The organism is Symploca atlantica LB2515, assembly GCF_052546295.1.
On the sequence record NZ_JBQWMT010000001.1, the window covers coordinates 4,318,588 to 4,335,021 of the forward strand.

Annotated in this window: 13 protein-coding genes; 1 reads left to right on the top strand and 12 read right to left on the bottom strand. The window is 41.7% G+C overall.

Annotated elements, in window-relative coordinates; translation table 11 throughout:
• Positions 1-17 precede the first annotated feature (17 nt).
• The 7 genes from ACT7WV_RS17975 to ACT7WV_RS18005 form a co-directional block, all read right to left on the bottom strand.
• The gene (locus ACT7WV_RS17975; protein ID WP_445104195.1) at positions 18-1,517 is read right to left on the bottom strand and encodes an anthranilate synthase component I; all 1,500 of its coding nucleotides are present in this window, start codon (positions 1,515-1,517) and stop codon (positions 18-20) included.
• Positions 1,518-1,572: 55 nt separating this feature from the next.
• A complete protein-coding gene (locus ACT7WV_RS17980) occupies positions 1,573-2,523 on the bottom strand; it encodes an energy-coupling factor transporter transmembrane component T family protein (protein ID WP_445104196.1) in 951 nt (316 codons plus the stop codon).
• A 15-nt stretch (positions 2,524-2,538) separates the two neighbouring features.
• Positions 2,539-3,930 (bottom strand): ribosome biogenesis GTPase Der, encoded by a 1,392-nt coding sequence (gene der, locus ACT7WV_RS17985; RefSeq protein ID WP_445104197.1) that lies wholly within the window; start codon positions 3,928-3,930, stop codon positions 2,539-2,541.
• A gap of 136 nt (positions 3,931-4,066) precedes the next feature.
• On the bottom strand, positions 4,067-5,152 hold the full coding sequence (locus ACT7WV_RS17990; RefSeq protein WP_445104198.1) for an Ig-like domain-containing protein: 1,086 nt from the start codon (positions 5,150-5,152) through the stop codon (positions 4,067-4,069).
• Between the two features lie 543 nt (positions 5,153-5,695).
• The gene (locus ACT7WV_RS17995; RefSeq protein ID WP_445104199.1) at positions 5,696-6,730 is read right to left on the bottom strand and encodes a glycosyltransferase family 4 protein; all 1,035 of its coding nucleotides are present in this window, start codon (positions 6,728-6,730) and stop codon (positions 5,696-5,698) included.
• A gap of 77 nt (positions 6,731-6,807) precedes the next feature.
• Entirely contained in the window at positions 6,808-7,968 is a 1,161-nt protein-coding gene (locus tag ACT7WV_RS18000; protein ID WP_445104200.1) for a glycosyltransferase family 4 protein, read from the bottom strand.
• Positions 7,969-8,356: 388 nt separating this feature from the next.
• On the bottom strand, positions 8,357-9,217 hold the full coding sequence (locus tag ACT7WV_RS18005; RefSeq protein ID WP_445104201.1) for a glycosyltransferase family 2 protein: 861 nt from the start codon (positions 9,215-9,217) through the stop codon (positions 8,357-8,359).
• Positions 9,218-9,720: 503 nt separating this feature from the next.
• Between ACT7WV_RS18005 and ACT7WV_RS18010 the strand changes: the two genes are divergently transcribed.
• Positions 9,721-10,713 (top strand): STELLO glycosyltransferase family protein, encoded by a 993-nt coding sequence (locus ACT7WV_RS18010; protein WP_445104202.1) that lies wholly within the window; start codon positions 9,721-9,723, stop codon positions 10,711-10,713.
• On the opposite strand, the gene ACT7WV_RS18015 is transcribed toward ACT7WV_RS18010, so the two are convergent.
• From ACT7WV_RS18015 to ACT7WV_RS18035, 5 genes are all read right to left on the bottom strand, one after another.
• Positions 10,705-11,403: a glycosyltransferase gene (locus ACT7WV_RS18015; RefSeq protein WP_445104203.1), complete on the bottom strand. Its 699-nt coding sequence runs from the start codon at positions 11,401-11,403 to the stop codon at positions 10,705-10,707. The two genes, ACT7WV_RS18010 and ACT7WV_RS18015, sit on opposite strands and share 9 nt — an antisense overlap.
• An 89-nt stretch (positions 11,404-11,492) precedes the next feature.
• Entirely contained in the window at positions 11,493-14,006 is a 2,514-nt protein-coding gene (locus ACT7WV_RS18020) for a hypothetical protein (protein WP_445104204.1), read from the bottom strand.
• A gap of 86 nt (positions 14,007-14,092) precedes the next feature.
• Positions 14,093-14,707: a hypothetical protein gene (locus tag ACT7WV_RS18025; protein ID WP_445104205.1), complete on the bottom strand. Its 615-nt coding sequence runs from the start codon at positions 14,705-14,707 to the stop codon at positions 14,093-14,095.
• A 58-nt stretch (positions 14,708-14,765) separates the two neighbouring features.
• Positions 14,766-15,548, bottom strand: a complete 783-nt coding sequence (locus ACT7WV_RS18030; RefSeq protein ID WP_445104206.1) for a class I SAM-dependent methyltransferase — start codon at positions 15,546-15,548, stop codon at positions 14,766-14,768.
• A gap of 82 nt (positions 15,549-15,630) precedes the next feature.
• Complete coding sequence (locus ACT7WV_RS18035) at positions 15,631-16,311, bottom strand: methyltransferase domain-containing protein (RefSeq protein WP_445104207.1); 681 nt, start codon at positions 16,309-16,311, stop codon at positions 15,631-15,633.
• Between the last annotated feature and the right edge of the window lie 123 nt (positions 16,312-16,434).

Sequence of the window (16,434 nt, forward strand, 5' to 3'; positions counted from 1 at the left end):
TTTTTGATTAAGAAAATTCATAAATTGAAAACCTTCAATGCTTCTAACTGAGCCTGAGCTTTATAGAGAGACTCCTGCCATTCTTGATGTGGGTCACTCTCGGCAACAATGCCAGCCCCAACTTGACCGCAAACAATATTGAGTAATGAGGGGTCTGGGTCTTTAGTTGCGTTGATTGGTTGCTCTTTATTTTTCGATGTTCTTCTTTTACTGGTAAACAGGAGAGTGCGAATCAGTATATTTAAGTCCAGGTTGCCACGTTGGTCAAGGTAGCCACAGGAGCCATAGAATAAGTTGCGGCGCACGGCTTCGAGTTCTTCAATAATTTCCAGGCAGCGCACTTTAGGACAACCAGTGATTGTGCCACCAGGGAACAGAGCCCGAATTAGTTCGGTGGCACCGCACTCAGGGCGTAGGGTGCCACTAACGTTGCTCACGAGATGCATCACGTGGCTATAGCGCTCAATCCCCAATAGTTCGTTAACTTTTACCGATCCCCACTGACAAACTCGCCCTAGGTCATTGCGCTCTAAATCTACGAGCATAATATGTTCAGCTCTCTCTTTAGCATCAGCAATTAATTCTTGCTCCAACTGCTGGTCAATAATAGGGTTCGCCCCGCGTGTCCGTGTTCCGGCAATTGGTCGCGTTTGTGCCTGTCGCCCTTGTAAGTTTACTAGTCTTTCGGGAGAACAGCTGATCACAAAGCCCCAAGGCGTCTGCCAATAGCTAGCAAAGGGAGAAGGATTGATACACTGCAAAGCGCGATAAATAGACCAGGCATCAGCTGATGTCGCCGCCTCAAACCTCAGAGAAAGATTGGCTTGAAAGATATCACCTGCCTGGATGTATTTCTTGGCTCGCACAACTGCCGCTTCGTAATCAGCTTGAGCAGTCAGTAAAGAAAAGGTTAAAGGTTTCAGGTTAGAAGTGTTTTCTTCCCTACTTTCAAGCTTCAACTTAATTGGGGAGTAAGCAGAGGGAGATGATTCCTCTAGGCGTCGATGTAGCTGGTCAAGTTCAGCTTCCTCTGTAGCAGCTAACCAAAGTGTTTGTTGAGAGTGATCCAACACAGCAAAAGCAGCGGGTTCATACCAGAAGGCAACGGGAAAAGGTAAGGTGTCAGCTTTGGTGCGAGGCAACTGCTCAATCTCCCAGGCAAGATCGTAGCCTAGCCAACCCAACCAGCCGCCGGTGAAGGGCAACTGGGGTGGTAAAAGGTAATTTTCCTCCTGTACGCTTACACTGCGTGAGAGCAGGTGACGTAGGAATGGCAAGATTTTTCCCACTGGCGGCGTCCAACTCTGAGGCTGTCCTCGCCAAATACGGGGCATCCCAGCACAGATGGAGTATTGAGCCAATTGCGGTTGGTCTTGAGGTGTTGGGTATGGGCTTTCTAGTAGGGTAGCAATGGTATTGGTATTACGAAAGAGGCTCTCAAAAACCTCGGAACCTGTGCGATTTTCCAGGGGTAGCGATCGCCAACGCCATGGCTGTAAGTTATGGCTCTGAGGCATTCATTCGGGACAGAGAACTAAGGAAAAAGTACCAGTATTTAGGGTCAACGCACAACTAGACCATACCCCCCCAACCCAGCCGTAATCCCCAGAAGATGATTAAGCTCCCTACTGCGGCCCAATCCCACCAACGCAGGCGTAGCTGGTGCCACTGCACTCGATGCTCATTGGGACTAGTAAAGCCTCTGACAGTCATTGCCTTGGCAATTTGCTCGGCTCGTAATAAAAGATTTTCTAGCAGGCGTTGGGCGACTGTTAACCAAACCTGAAGGCTATTGCGAATACCGAGCTTTCTCCAGTTAATGGCACGGGTACTGATCGAACGAATCAAATTCTGTACTTCCTCCAGTACTAGAGGAATAAAACGCAAAGAAAGGGTTAGGGTAAGAACGATTTCAGTTACAGGTAAGTTGAAACGCCGCAAGGGTCGCATCAAGCTTTCTAAACCCGCTGTAATTTCTTCTGGTGCTGTTGTGAGTAAGTACAAGTTAGTACTATAAATCAGAGTGAAAATCAAGGTGCTCAGACGAATAGCCAGATCCAAAGAGCGGCGAGTAACCGTTAGTCTTAGGAACCCTTGATCTAAGTTATATAAGACGTATTTATAGCTAGTTGGCTGGGGAAGATCGCCAAGACGAGGTGACTCTGTCGCTGGAGTTTCTGAAATTGGTGATGGTTCTGCAAAAGTTAGTCCATTAGCTGGGAGTCGCGGCTGGTGGTCTACTTTGAGTCCATCAGGAGCAAAAGTTGCCACAATTAGGACAAAAAAACTGAGCATTAGCAACCAACCCATTTGTTGTCGCCAGACACGCAGGGGTATAGCGGCAGTAAGGGTAATCAAAATCAGCAATAGAACTAGTGCCAGACGCCAGTAAGGATTGGCTAACAAAGGAGCAAGTAGAAAGCTCATCAGCCAAGCTAACTTTACTCTAGAGTCTAAGTGATGTAGCCAAGTTACTGGTTGTTCTAGATAAAGCCCTATGGGTAGCGATCGCAGTAAATCCATCAGAAAATTAAAAAATTAAACGCGAGTGGCTCGATTGGTATTGATCTGGGCATCGTCGAGATCGCGAGATTTTTTGCCACGCCAGAGCAGGCGCACGGGTGTTCCTGTAAAACCCAACTGTTGGCGGAATTGACGCTCGATGTAGCGACGGTAATTGTCGTTAAAACGTTTGGGCTCGTTGACAAATAGGGCAATTGTCGGTGGCTGACTAGTCACTTGAGTGCCATAGTAGATTTTGCCTTGACGTCCTTGTCGATTAGTCGGGGGAGAGTGCCAGCTAACAGCTTCTTGTAGCACCTCATTGATTACAGAGGTAGTAACTCGACGCTGATGTTCAAAGGCAGCAGCATCAACCAAATCGAGAATCTTTTCTGCCCTTTGACCAGTTAGGGCACTAACAAAAATCATTTGTGCCCATTCGACGAAATAGAGTCGGTCTTGAATAGTTTTTTGATACTCGTAGATAGTATTAGAATCTTTTTCTATGGCATCCCACTTGTTGACTACAATCACAGCAGCACGACCTTCCTCGGCAATCCGTCCTGCTAGTTTTTGGTCTTGCTCTGTGACTCCATCCAGGGCATCAATCACTAGTAGAACCACATCTGAGCGGCGAATTGCTTTAAAGGCACGGTTAATGCCAAAGAATTCTGGACCATACTCTACGCTTTTCTTTTTGCGAATACCAGCGGTATCGATTAGGCGATAGTTTTTACTCTCAATACCTTTTTCTGGGTCACCCGGTCGCTCCACCAGCATGTCAATAGCGTCGCGGGTGGTGCCGGAAATAGAACTAACAATTGAGCGATTTTCGCCAGTTAGGGCATTTAATAAGCTAGATTTGCCTACGTTAGGACGTCCGACAATGGCGACTCTTGTCTCTGGGACGTCTGTGAGCGTATCAACACCGGGTAAATAGGTAATTAGCTGGTCTAGTAGTTCCCCAGTACCACTCCCATGGATACCGGAAACAGGGAAAGGTTCTCCTAAGCCGAGTTCCCAAAACTGTGATGCCTGGATGATCCCCTGCTGTGGAGATTCACATTTATTGACGGCGAGGAGCACTGGGACAGGGTGTTGACGTAACCAATCTGCAATCTCTTGATCAGCAGGCATTGGGCCAGTTTGACCATCTACTACTAATACGGCTACACTAGCCTCTGCTAATGCTGCCATTACCTGTTCCCGAATTAGGGGCAAGAACTCAGTGTCGTCATTAAAGATCAGACCGCCCGTATCTACAACTAAGTAGTCGCGGTCTTGCCAGAAGGCCTGACGGTAGGTGCGATCGCGTGTCACTCCTGGCTCATCGTGGACGATGGCATCAGTTGCGCTTGACAAACGATTGACAATGGTCGATTTGCCCACGTTTGGGCGTCCAATAATAGCAACAATGGGCAAGACCATAATCGTATTCCCTGAATTGACGGGGTTCTAAAAAATCCAACCCTTTATTATAACGGTTTTTAGTTACTCATCTTGGAGAATAAGACTCTTGATGACAACTCTAGTATAAGTACTCTCTAGGTTAGTTATAGGTTAGTTAAGGGTTAGTCTTGATGCTAACATCGAGAGTCGCAGTACTTTTTTTACCTCCGTTATCAGTTGCGGTAGCCTCGATTTTGTGGTCTCCTGCCGCAAGTGAATCAAAATTTGCCTTATAGGGTTCGGTTTTAACGGTGGAATATAAAGTGCTATCTACATAGAAATCAACTTTCTCAATTGTTCCATCGCTATCTTGGGCATCAACAGTTACTGTTACCTCAGACTGAGTAGCAGGAATAACTGTACCGTAATCAGGAGAGGTAAATTTTACTATTGGGTAATTATTGCCGTCATTAACTTTCGAGTACATCCAGCTTAAATAGTCGGGTTGAGAGACCATTGCTTGCATCGCCGCCGGGTGAATCGCGCCGGGAAACTCGGAAAAACGTGGGTTAACGCCCGTTACATAGGTCAAGGGGCCTCGGTTATCGCCGTTGGCAGCTCTAATTTTGGATATCAGGGGTCGCATTTTGGTACTCTCAAGGTCATCCTCAAGACCTACACCTGCCCAGATGGGAAGGTTTTTAATCTTTTCCGGGTTAGCTCTTCTACCGTCATCAGCAATGATTGTAGCCGCAGCGAAACTGAAGTCGTATTGATCGTAAGGGGGAAGATTCGGCGGATTCTCTATGTAGTTCCAAGTTCCGGCTGCGCCCATGGAAAAACCGACAATATAGATGCGTTCTTTATCAATAGGATTATTAGCTATCAGTTGGTTGATTATTTCGTAAATTCTATCTCTTTTATCCCACCAACCAGTACTTGCGGCTTCAGGAGCCAAAATGAAGGTAGGCTCTGTTTGGGTATCTTTGTCGTAGTTATGCCAAACGGTGGTAATTGGATCTTCTAAATGTCTGACGTTATCAGTACACTCTGAACAACTGCCGTGGAGACTTAAGACCAAAGGATATTTCTTTCCTGGTTCAAGGTTTTTGGGAGTGTAAACCTGATAGTCCAATTCTTCGTAGGTTCCAGGCTGGAATTCTGGCGGTGGGACGTATTTTGACTTAGATTTTGAAGGAGAACATCCTCCCAAAAGCAGCAGAAAAAAGGATAGATAGACTATCAGGCTAAGCTTTTTCATGGTTGACTAGATATTTAATAATAATTAGGTCTTTTGTCGAGCAATATGTCAAGAGTAATCGCAGGCAGCAAGTTAATTATCTAGGTGATAATTGTTAGTATTTAGCTCAGCATTAATAGCAATTAACATACAGGAAAAAATTAGGCTCTTCCTAAGATAGACAAGAGATAAAATATGCAGTAATCACAATTCCTCTAGGATTGCTAGATCTAGATCTACTGAGATTATCGAAGACAGTTTCTGATAATCATCCAGCCTAATTTTGTTAGTTCTATTGAGTTGGGAGGTATAGCCCCGGTAGAGCAGGGGAATTCGAGCGGGAAAGCTTATTTTAGGCAAAGTTGCTGATAATGACTGTTTTTTTGCTATCTATTGACAGCTTTCAGCAACTTTATTCAAAAAATTCCGTTCCTTTCTTTTATAACTTAAATTCTACTTCAACGTCGAGATATTAATTTTTCCTGGCTATCTCCGGAAAGTCTGCTTGACAAACTAGTTGATTACTAAGTTGCGTTATCGCTGCTAAAAATAACTAACAACAAACTACAAAAATCGTTTCAGAACTTCGACAGTATCTTGTCCGGTTTTTACCCAACTAAATTGGCTAGCTTGTTTGAGGGAAAGGGTTCTCAGGCGTGCTGCTAAGGCTGAGTCAGTGACTACAGCTTGCATGGCTGCGGTGATTTCGTTGCCGTTGTAGGGATTGATAAGAAGGGCCGCTTCACCTGTGACTTCCGGTAAAGAGGAGAGGTTGGAAGTAATAACAGGAATGCCACAAGCCATTGCTTCTAGTATAGGAAATCCAAAGCCTTCCCAGAGGCTGGGAAAAACAAGAGCGATCGCTTGATTGATAATGATCGGCAGTTGCTCATAGGGGACATAATCGAGGAATTTTACCTGTTGAGTTAGACCTAGTTGAGCTACTTTTTCCTGAAGGGGTGGAGTGTAGCGTCCGTCTGAGGGCCCTGCTAGCCATAGTTCGTAGTCACGACAGTTAGGGAGGGAAGCAAAAGCATCTACTAGTCGGTGTAGGTTCTTGTAGGGATCGTGGCGTCCCAGGTAGAGAAAGTAGGGGCGATCGCCTGTAGTTAACCGATTGGGTAAGTCTAGAAAGCGAAAATGTTTAGCGTCGTAAGCAAGATGAATAGGTGTAATTTTGGCTGCGGGGATCTGGAAAAAGTCGGTGATGTCTCTAGCTGTAGCAGTGGAGTTACAAATAATGTGCTCGGCCCCGGCGAGAACCTGGGGAACGTAGTAGCGGCAGTAGCGCCTCAGGTTCGGCGGTAGCATGGGAAAACGCAAGGGGATGAGGTCGTGACACATCACGATATAGCGACAACCCCGATAAATGGGGGCTTCGGGAACAGGAGAAAAAATGAGGCGCGATCGCAATTTTTTGTAGAGGCGCGGCAATTGCAACTGAGTCCAAAGTAGGCGGCGGAGATTACCTTTTGTGCCGTGGTCTGGGTTTAAGTTAGAGGGAACTAAATAGCATTTAGTATGGGCAATAGTCTGCGGCGTTAGTAAGGTGGGGTCTAAGGGCTGTAGGTGAGGCGATAAGTTGCTAGCATAGTTCATCAGCCCCGTTGGTTTGGTGATAGAAAAAGACAGGTTAACGAGCAGCTCGTTAGATGAATGGTGATCAAGAATGCTCATTAGAGAAGGGACTTATAGGCTTTTATGGTTTCTAGAGCAGTTTTTTGCCAAGAAAATAACTTAGCTCTTTCTTTACCCTTTTGAATCAGTTGGCGACGCATTTGAGAGTCACTAATTACTTTCAAAATTGCCTCTGCTATCTGAATCGGTTCCTTGGGATCCACGAAGATAGCTGCATCTCCTGCAACTTCTGGTAATGAGGAAGTGTTGGAAGTGACGACGGGAGTACCTAGTGTCATTGCTTCTAAGACTGGCAAGCCAAATCCTTCATAGTGAGAAGGATAGACAAATACATCAGCTTTTGAGTAGAACAGCCTGACAAGTTTATCAGATAAATAACCTAGGTGATGTATCTGGTGTTTCCAGGGCGAATCTTCAATTGCGGCAAATATGGGTTGATGATGCCAACCTTTTTGACCAATTAACAGGAGATTATGGTCAATTTTATATTTTTCCTTTAAGTAATTAAAGGTGATAATCAAATTATTAAGGTTTTTTCTGGGTTCGATGGTACTCACAAACAGAATGTAGGGTTGAGAGAAATCATAGTTAATGCTTTTTTGCTCTTTTTTAGACAATTGCAACTTCAATTCACTGTGATGGTAGCGACTTGCTAGAGGAGTGACGTGAACAAACTCTGGTTCTACATGTAGATAATTAATGATATCTTTTTTGGAGCTTTCTGAGACGGTTACAACCAGATTAGCCCACTGCAAACATTTTTTAACACGGTTTGAGTAAGCTTTAACAACTGAATCTGTGTATTGGGGATATTTAATAAAAGTTAGGTCATGGATTGTCATAACCCGCAGGCTTTTTTGGGCTGGATAAACACTGTAGTTTGTTCCATGGATCACGTCAGGAAATTCTAAATATTTTTCTAGATAAAGGTTGAATAAATTTGGCAAATTCTCCATTAGGCAATTAGAAAGCCTAACAGGGATAGGTAGCATATGTAGATCGGAATATTGGTTAATCGAGTGAGGAAAGTCTAAGTTGCCGAGTAACCAGTTTTTGAAGCCTGGTTGATAAGCAATCCCTAACTGAAAATTTTCTTGGGATTGTAAATTGTACAGAGAAGCAATCAGACTAGTAACATAAAAGCCGATACCACTTGGCTTGGTTGATATGGGGGTCGCATCAACCACAATTTTTAACATGGATGGTCTTAAGCTGAGTTATCAGTTAGTTTTTTTGAGGTTGCAGTTAACAGAAAGTTTCCGTCAAAAATCAAGGCAGATCTCGGCTCAAATCTTCAATCAATAAGCGTAGAAAATAGAACAATTTAGGTTTTGAATCTACCATAAGGTAGGTAATGAACCACAGAAGTGATTAAAATCCCTGAGTAGAGAACCCCTTCTGTCTTAATCTGGCAACAGGTTAAGGTAAGTGGACTCAGGAAGAATCTGCCAATGGCAAGGTTATAATTCTACAGTTTCTTACTAAGGGAGGATGTCAAGACATGACAATCTTACTAAATACCCAGATTTTTGTTCGGTTTTCGCAAAGTTAACAACTTTAGTATGTTTAATATACGCGAGGTATTTACTATCGGCTATACCACCTGACTCTGCTGAAAAGGTAGGTTGATATGCCAATTAGCTTACCAAAGGCAGCTTGGGGTTTGAGTAACAGTAAAGTAATCGCGTGGAGAGTGAGGCGGAGGAATCGTAGGAAGAACACATGTTTGTTGGTATATCTTTCTAAAGTAAGTAAGTAGCTATAGGTGCAATGCTGTAATTTTTTAGTAATGTTGCGGTCTGTAATTGAGGATGGTTGGTGAACTATAGCTAGTCGATTGGTGATGGCAATTTGATGACCCTCGTTAGCATAGCGACGACAGAAATCGAAGTCTTCGTAATAGAGAAAGTAGTCAGGGTCGAAATAGGGGCAAGTTTCAAAGTGACGTAGGTTAATTAGAAGACTGCATCCGCTCACCCAGTCGCAAGTAGCATATGCTTTTTCTAGGTGGGGAGAAATGGAGTTAGTGCAAACGATAGCACCAAGGTGAGGAATAAACTGACCACCAGCGAACCAGATGTCACTGTTGGGTGTGTAGATGCAGGTGCCAAGCAGAGACAATTCTGGATAGGTTTCAAAAAAAATTGGAACCTTTTCCAGAGTGTTTTCTGGAAGGTAAGTATCGGGATTAATAATCCAGACTATGGCCTTGGGGTCTTGATTATAAATCCACTCAAGTCCTAGATTACAGGCTTTGGCAAAGCCTAGGTTAGTCTTGGCTTCTAGAATTTGGAGGGATTTGGCATGAAGTTTGGCAAGTGCCCAGTCATCCGGAGAGTTATTGACAACCAGAATTTGATAAGGAATATCCAAACTAGCTGGAATTGAGCGGATTAATTGAGCAATCAGAGAGGTTGAATAGTAATTGACAGTAAGTAGGTAAATCACATCAGTTCGATGTGACAATCATCCCCAATTCTAAGCCTTAGGGCTGGAGGCAGCATAGGGGCGACAGTCAGCTGGGCATGTTGTCCAATTACGCTATTGACAATGGCTTGATTAGTGTATACCACGTTAGCGCGTTGTGAAATGACCCTGTACTCGGATCAGGTCATAGAGGATGAGAGCTTTCCTTTTCTGTTTCAATTCCCTGATTTCAAGTTTAAGGTCTTGTAACACTCTTTATCATGATTGTCGCCAGGGGAAGGGGGGAAGTTCCCCAAAAGACAGGATTTTGGCATGAACGCAGCGCTATAGAGGGCTACATGCTTTAAAGGAGGAGGAAATTCTGAGTGCCGGACTCTCTTCGGGAGGGCAATACTGATCCGGTTGCTGTTGACTTGGGGGTAGATTCTGCCGTATCTTGAGCAGGCTTGGGGAATAATTCATCTCAGGGCAGACACAGGTGCTGTTCGTGCTATCGCATTGCTTAATAACGTAACCAAATAGATATGGCAGGTAAGTTCATTGTAATCACCTCTATTAATTATCCTACTGAAGCTATTAAGAAGTTCAGTGCAATTGAAGGGTGGCAAGTAATTGTAGTTGCTGACTTAAAGACGCCTCAAGACTGGCAGTTAGAAAATGTCAAACTTTTGACAGTAGATGAACAGAAGTCTCTACCCTTTGAAACTGTAAAACTTTTGCCCTGGAATCACTATGCGAGAAAAAATATAGGCTATCTCTACGCAATCATGCATGGTGCTGATTTGCTTTATGAAACTGATGACGACAACATTCCCTATAGCTCATGGCCTGAATTTTATCCGCCTGCTCTCAAAACCGAAACTTATGTGAATCGCGAGCAAAGGTTTTTCAATATTTATTCCTACTTCTGTAATGCCCATGTATGGCCAAGAGGATTTCCTTTGACAGCCATTAACAACCAAGCAGCGGAAATGAATCTAGTCACTAAACATGTATCTGCTCCTGTCCAACAGGGACTTGCTGACTTAGATCCAGATGTAGATGCAATTTATCGGCTAACTATTGGCAAACAAGTCAAATTTGCTGAACGTTCTCCCCTATTTTTAGCTCCTGGAAGTTACTGCCCTTTTAACTCTCAAAATACTCTTTGGTATCATGAAGCATTTCAGTATATGTTCTTGCCAGCTTATGTGTTCAGTCGGGTAACTGATATTTTGAGAGGCTACCTTGCTCAGCATTTTCTCCATCAAAAAGGGCAGGGTGTATTGTTCTGTAATTCCAGTGTCTACCAAGAACGAAATTACCATAACCTATTGAAGGATTTTGGTGAAGAAATAGAGCTATATACCAGAACTGAGGAACTGATAACACTCCTTGAGGAATATAGCAAGAAATCTGGTGAGTTTGCCGGGATTATGAAATACCTATTAGTTCATAATTTTGTCAAGCAAGAAGACGTGGCTTTGTTTGAGGCTTGGTTGCATGATTTGGAGCGTTTAGGCGTTAGCTTATCTTAGAAAGGATTTGCCTATCCTAAATTCGCGAAGTAACATCTTCACTTCAGCGATACCGGTAGGAATAGAGGCAAAATTAGTAGCTCCAGCAATTCGATGACCTTCAATTGTAGGAAACTCTGCTATTCTTAGTCTCGCTTTGAGAGCTCTAATTACCATTTGGTAGTCGATAGTGCAGTTGGTTTGATCGAGACGAAGACGGTCAAAAGCATCACAAGAAATAGCACGAAAGCCCTGAACAACATCTGTTACACGACATTTGCGACTACCGAAAGCTGTATTAGCAATTAAGGCAAAACCCAAGTTAGCCCATTTACGCAACTTCAGAAGTTTATTATCGTCTTCGTTGTAGCTACCAGCAATCATCCTTGAGGCGATAACCAATTCGTAACCAAGATTAAGATATTCAATAAATTTTGGTAAATCTTTATGGTTCTCATTCCCATCTGGATGAAAAAAGATCATAGCATCTGTTTTACAGTGATCTCTCGCTTCTAATGTTGCGCCTCCCAAGCCAGGAATGGATTGCTTAATCACTGGAATACCATGGTGTTCAAATATTGCACTTGTGCCATCTCGAGAGTGAGCATCAATAGCATATATTTGATTAAATATACTTAAATCAATTTGCGGTAAAAGTTCCAGCAGGCCTACTTCTTCGTTTTTAGTTATGAAAACTAGGGAAACTTCCATTAGCTTTTACTGTTTACTGTTTATTCAGTTAATTCCAAATCTGGCGTAGATCGCTCATCCAATTAATTGTCTTGAGTATATCAAATTAGTTAGCTAAAATTTTCAGAAAATGTAGGTTTTACACCTTCAAGAAACTTATCGGGAATCGCCGAAGGAATTTCATGAAATTTTTGATCGATTGAATTGTAAGCCCAGGCTCTAATTTTTACAGTGTCAGCGGGAATATTTAGCTTATTGAAAGAAATATTCCATCCTGTTTGCAAAGCCTCTACCTTATTTAAGGCAGTTGCTACGTCATATCGATAATCAGAAGCTGACCCTAAAGCCAGGGGTATCAATTTGTCAGGCGATGAGACTAAATTATAAGTAAGTAGGATAGCATTTTCGTGAGGTTTTTGATTCTCTGGAAGCAGAGTCCAACCAGAGGCTACGATATCAAGACCTTGGTTAGTATCTAGAGTAGATAGAACATCAAAGTGACCAGTTACAGCTACACTGCCAGTAAGTGTCATTAACAGCTCGGATATCTCCATTTCTTTCTCGCGGCGAATCCAGAACCAATTACCACCAAGGTACTTATAAGGAAGATAGTTTTGCCAAATATATTGATGAACTAGTAAGTGTGATACTTCTTTTTTCACTCCATCTATTCCGTTACCTAACGATTGATTTGAATAGAGTATTATTTTAGGTTTTGACTCTTTTAGTTCCTCGATCAGTTCTTGTTGACTTTCCTTAGTGGTCGAATATATCAGATACCAGTATTTAGAACAAGGTTTCAGCGAAAATATTCTGTACCACATGCCTTCGGATGTCAGCGTGTAAAAACACGATTGCTCTTTCATCTCATTGCTTAAAAGCTGATTAGCAGCTTCTTGATAACTGGGATTTATTAAAGCTGTACTATTTTGTTTAATTAGATAATTTACTACTTGAGGATATCGAGCAAGCATAAAGATATCAGTAGCCGTTGTTAAGAAACTTAGGTTAAAAAGACAGGCAAAAAGTAAAGTTATTATCAAAGTATTCTTCCATGAGGTTATAGCCAAATCTTTCTTGGTTAGGTAGTGACCTATAAGAGAAACAAAGGCAAAAACCGCAAAAAAACCTGGGGATATCAAGTGTCCAATATCGCTTCTTCCCAAGGCAATACGCATGTAAAATACTGCACATAAAAGCATAAAAATGGTAATACTATGCTCTAGGAAAAAAGCTTTGATTTTTTGACTATAGCTATATTGTTTGATGCGGAAATCTATACACAAAATAGTAAAGGTTAAAGTTTGGAGAAAAATAGGTAACCAATTAATTGGTGCCACTAGGGAAATATTGATTTGAGGATAAGGTAGTGAAGTAAATAACCCGGCAACCTTTGACCAATACCTTATCTGTCCAATAGATACTGTTATATAATTCCAGCCAAATACTAGGGATAGAAAACCACTAGTAAAAACTATTGATATTAAAGCTAAAAAGGAACTTCGCCAAAAAAATCTAATATTTTGTGTTAGATATATGAAGAAAATCAAACTCACAAAAATAGCTATAGAATATAAACTTCTATCATAAACATACAAAATACTGATAGGAATCAAGAAACCCAGTAATATTGGATATATTGCTAACTCTTTATTTACAGAATTGGCATCATTTTGTTTTGCCATTTCCGTCAGTAAACGAACCCAGCGAATAGCTAAGAAGGCTTGTATTAAAAAAACAGCATCTCTATCTATAAGACCGAAGACTACTCCGTGACACGGAAAATAAAGCAGACATAAAATGATAAAAATCTTCCATTTACTAACTGCCGATATGTAAGCAGATATTTCTAATAAAATCAAAAATGAAAAAAATATAGGGGTAATTGACTGGATATAAAACACCAAAATCGAATAAGCAATGTCTTTTTCGTAACCTCCGGCCCAAAAACCGATGACTCCAGGCATCACATTAAGACCAAAGCCATGAATCAATACATAAGCCTTATCAAAAAATGCCTCAGGATTTTGCAGAAAAGTTTCTGATAATCCAACTTTTTCGCCGTAGTGAAAACTATCTTGAGGCAGGTGGGGAGATAGAATTGGCTGTGTTACGTTAAGTATCCAGCAAGTAACAATTAGTAATAAGGAAATAGGTAGCATTTTTTTGCTGCCTACAATCTTCAAAATCAATTGCTTTAAAACGACAGATACGGAGGCAATCCTTCTTTTTTTACTGTTTAAAAACCTTTTTTTAGTATTTAAAAAATCCCAAAATAAAATTGCCAAGCTAGGTGAAAGTAGCAACATAAGATACATAGCCACATCTGTCAGAGGGCTTCTTCCTTGAATCACTACTTTGGAAATGATGCCATGAGTTTTACTAATTGGTATATTGAGAGAATTTACAGTAGGTAAAAGGAGCCACCAACTCAAAAGAGTGAATAGAACAGCAGTCCAAATTAACCAATTTTTCATAAAATTTATCAGATTGCTTCTATTACCTCTTGTCGATGTACGGCGAGTTGAGATCTTAAGAGTCTCATCGATTTCCCGCAGAAAAAACCAACTTTTGCTCAATCCGGTTTCATGCCAAAAGGATACAATAATGGTTTTGTCTGACACCCAAAATAGGTTCTATTGCACAGACGGTTTAATCATTGGTAGGTAGTATCAATTGATACTACCTACCAAGCTGGACATTTTCTACTTCAGTTGACAAAAGCGATTTCATGGGTATTACTCAACAGAGTAGCTTCCTGACTAGTCGCGTCATAAACCCAGGCTTTAAGAGCCACCTTATCTGTAGGCAAGGCAGAAGGGTCAAAATTAGTTACCCAGCCAGATTTGAGGTACGCTGGATTACCTAAAGCTTCGACAACATCTGGTCGCTCAACGTTAACAGGAGTGGCCGCCAGTAGAGAATTATTCTCTCCATAGGTTATGAAAACCATATCTCCTGGCTTGACCTTGTCAGGTAAAATTGCCCAACCCGTTAGCTCTACAGGCTGCGTTTTAGATATATTATTATGGCTAAGTTCCGCAGAGCCGTTGACAGTACCAAGAAAACCATGTGGAGCAGTAATCTCATTTAGGGGTTTGAATCTAACTTCTCCAATATCTGGGACTCCGGGAATGGTAACCTTAGTCGGCACGCTAGTAGCTGGTGCATCGGTTGTTTGAGTAGGAGTTGGACTGACCGAAGTTGGGGGGGTCGTAATCACCTGGCTTTTTTCGGCACCAGGATTGCAGGCAACTAAGGCACCTGCCACAGTGGCTGTCATTAAGTTCTTAACATGAGCGCTATTTTTTTTCCAAACAAGCATATCGATTATTGGTATTAATATACAGTTTCACAATTACCTAGTCTTACAAGGAGACTTATCAGTCCCGAAATGCCGTTACTGCGAAGCTCGGTCCGTTAGGATGATTAGGTTGATCAAAATTGATGTTTATCTTACTAAAGCCAAAATAATTAAGGCAAACCAGAACATCTTCACGACTTAGCCAATTGCTGTAAGCCTCGTGACCGCCGCAGAATCCCATCCAATTGAGCGCTGCCTCATATTCTTGTCGATAGAGTGTATGCTTGAATCCTTTATAGTCCGTCAGTAAACCCTCCGATGATCTATGGGCTAGACTTGGGTTACTAGAGATAATCTCATGATCATAGTAGTGAGTCCAAATAAAAAGCTGAGGGGAGGTTCGGGATGCTAGTGCTATCAACTCGGCGGGGTTAACCATGTGATAAAGCACACCACTAGCAATACAAACGTCAAACTTGCTCTGGTTAGTTCGTAGATATTCTACAAAGTCCCCGCACAGAAAACGCACTTTCTTGAGTTCCAGTAGTTCTTTAACTATTAAACACTTGAGATAAGCGCGGGTATTAGCTTCTATAGAGACAACTGTTTCGGCACCTAAGCGCTCAACCATGTAAGTATGACCGCCTTCCAGAGAACCGAGTTCTAGTACAGTTTTACCTTCAAAACCTCCTATCTGAGTTGCTAACCAATCAATACGTGGGTCTTCAAATAGTAGCGCATATCCAGCTTGTAGTTCTGACAAAGACTCAGGCAGCTTAGATGACCACTCTCCTTTAAATATGTCAATTGCGTTTTGTGGACTAGGTGCCGATTTAATATACTGTTCTAATATTGCGTTCATAAAGTTAACTGCCTATAATGGCTGCCAATCATCGCCTCTAATGGTAGCAGTTTCAATTTTAATTTGATGACAAATTTATTGATCAAGATGATTTGCTTAAAATCACAATAAATTCAAGAGAATTTTTTTGGAGCAGTTCAATTTGGAAAGTGAAGTTCAATTTATTTCGGCAGCATAGTAGGAATTCCAAGAACTCTATCTGAGTCCATACATGAAAGTGAATGCTGTAATTAATATCAATGAGATGTTGGACAGAGGCAGCAACCTGTTCTTCAGGAACTTTGTTAACTAACCTAGTCCACTCTTCAAAATGAGAATACATTGACCATTCCGATCCTTCAGTATGATCACGAATCAGATGTTCTAAAGAAGTAACAGGGCGAGCTTGGTCAAAAGTGTAACGCTTGTCTGGTACAGCTATATACAAAATGCCGTCATTCTTTAAAACTCTTAGCCAACTTTTGAGTGTGCCAATAGGATCCTGGCAATGCTCAATCATGTGATTTGCTATAACAAAATCCATAGATTCATTGGCTATTGATGAAAGAGTTTCTCCGTCATCTATAATATCTATCTCCACTAATTCGTAGTTGACTAATTCCCGGTACTGTTTCCTCAAATCAGCAACTGACATTCTATCTACGTAGCTAACCTTTGCATTATTAGGCACATCTAGAGGTGAATGTAGCGGACCAATCTCGATACCTTTACCCGATAGATAATACTTGGCAATTTGCCTACGCAACACACTTATATCTTGCATGTGTAAATTATGAATAAATAAATGGAAAGAAAATGGACTAGCTTGCTGGTAACTAATTAAAGATTGGCTATAGGTAACATCTCCTCATGATGGAATCTAGTAAGTTTTTTTTCACTTACTAGA

Bases quoted from the DNA above. Each gene is read 5' to 3' on its own strand.
- ACT7WV_RS18010 (WP_445104202.1), top strand. From the start codon at position 9,721: ATGGCAGGTAAGTTCATTGTAATCACCTCTATTAATTATCCTACTGAA.
- ACT7WV_RS18000 (WP_445104200.1), bottom strand. From the start codon at position 7,968: ATGTTAAAAATTGTGGTTGATGCGACCCCCATATCAACCAAGCCAAGT.
- ACT7WV_RS18015 (WP_445104203.1), bottom strand. From the start codon at position 11,403: ATGGAAGTTTCCCTAGTTTTCATAACTAAAAACGAAGAAGTAGGCCTG.
- der (WP_445104197.1), bottom strand. From the start codon at position 3,930: ATGGTCTTGCCCATTGTTGCTATTATTGGACGCCCAAACGTGGGCAAA.
- ACT7WV_RS18025 (WP_445104205.1), bottom strand. From the start codon at position 14,707: ATGCTTGTTTGGAAAAAAAATAGCGCTCATGTTAAGAACTTAATGACA.
- ACT7WV_RS17995 (WP_445104199.1), bottom strand. From the start codon at position 6,730: ATGAACTATGCTAGCAACTTATCGCCTCACCTACAGCCCTTAGACCCC.
- ACT7WV_RS18030 (WP_445104206.1), bottom strand. From the start codon at position 15,548: ATGAACGCAATATTAGAACAGTATATTAAATCGGCACCTAGTCCACAA.
- ACT7WV_RS17980 (WP_445104196.1), bottom strand. From the start codon at position 2,523: ATGGATTTACTGCGATCGCTACCCATAGGGCTTTATCTAGAACAACCA.
- ACT7WV_RS17975 (WP_445104195.1), bottom strand. From the start codon at position 1,517: ATGCCTCAGAGCCATAACTTACAGCCATGGCGTTGGCGATCGCTACCC.
- ACT7WV_RS17990 (WP_445104198.1), bottom strand. From the start codon at position 5,152: ATGAAAAAGCTTAGCCTGATAGTCTATCTATCCTTTTTTCTGCTGCTT.
- ACT7WV_RS18035 (WP_445104207.1), bottom strand. From the start codon at position 16,311: ATGCAAGATATAAGTGTGTTGCGTAGGCAAATTGCCAAGTATTATCTA.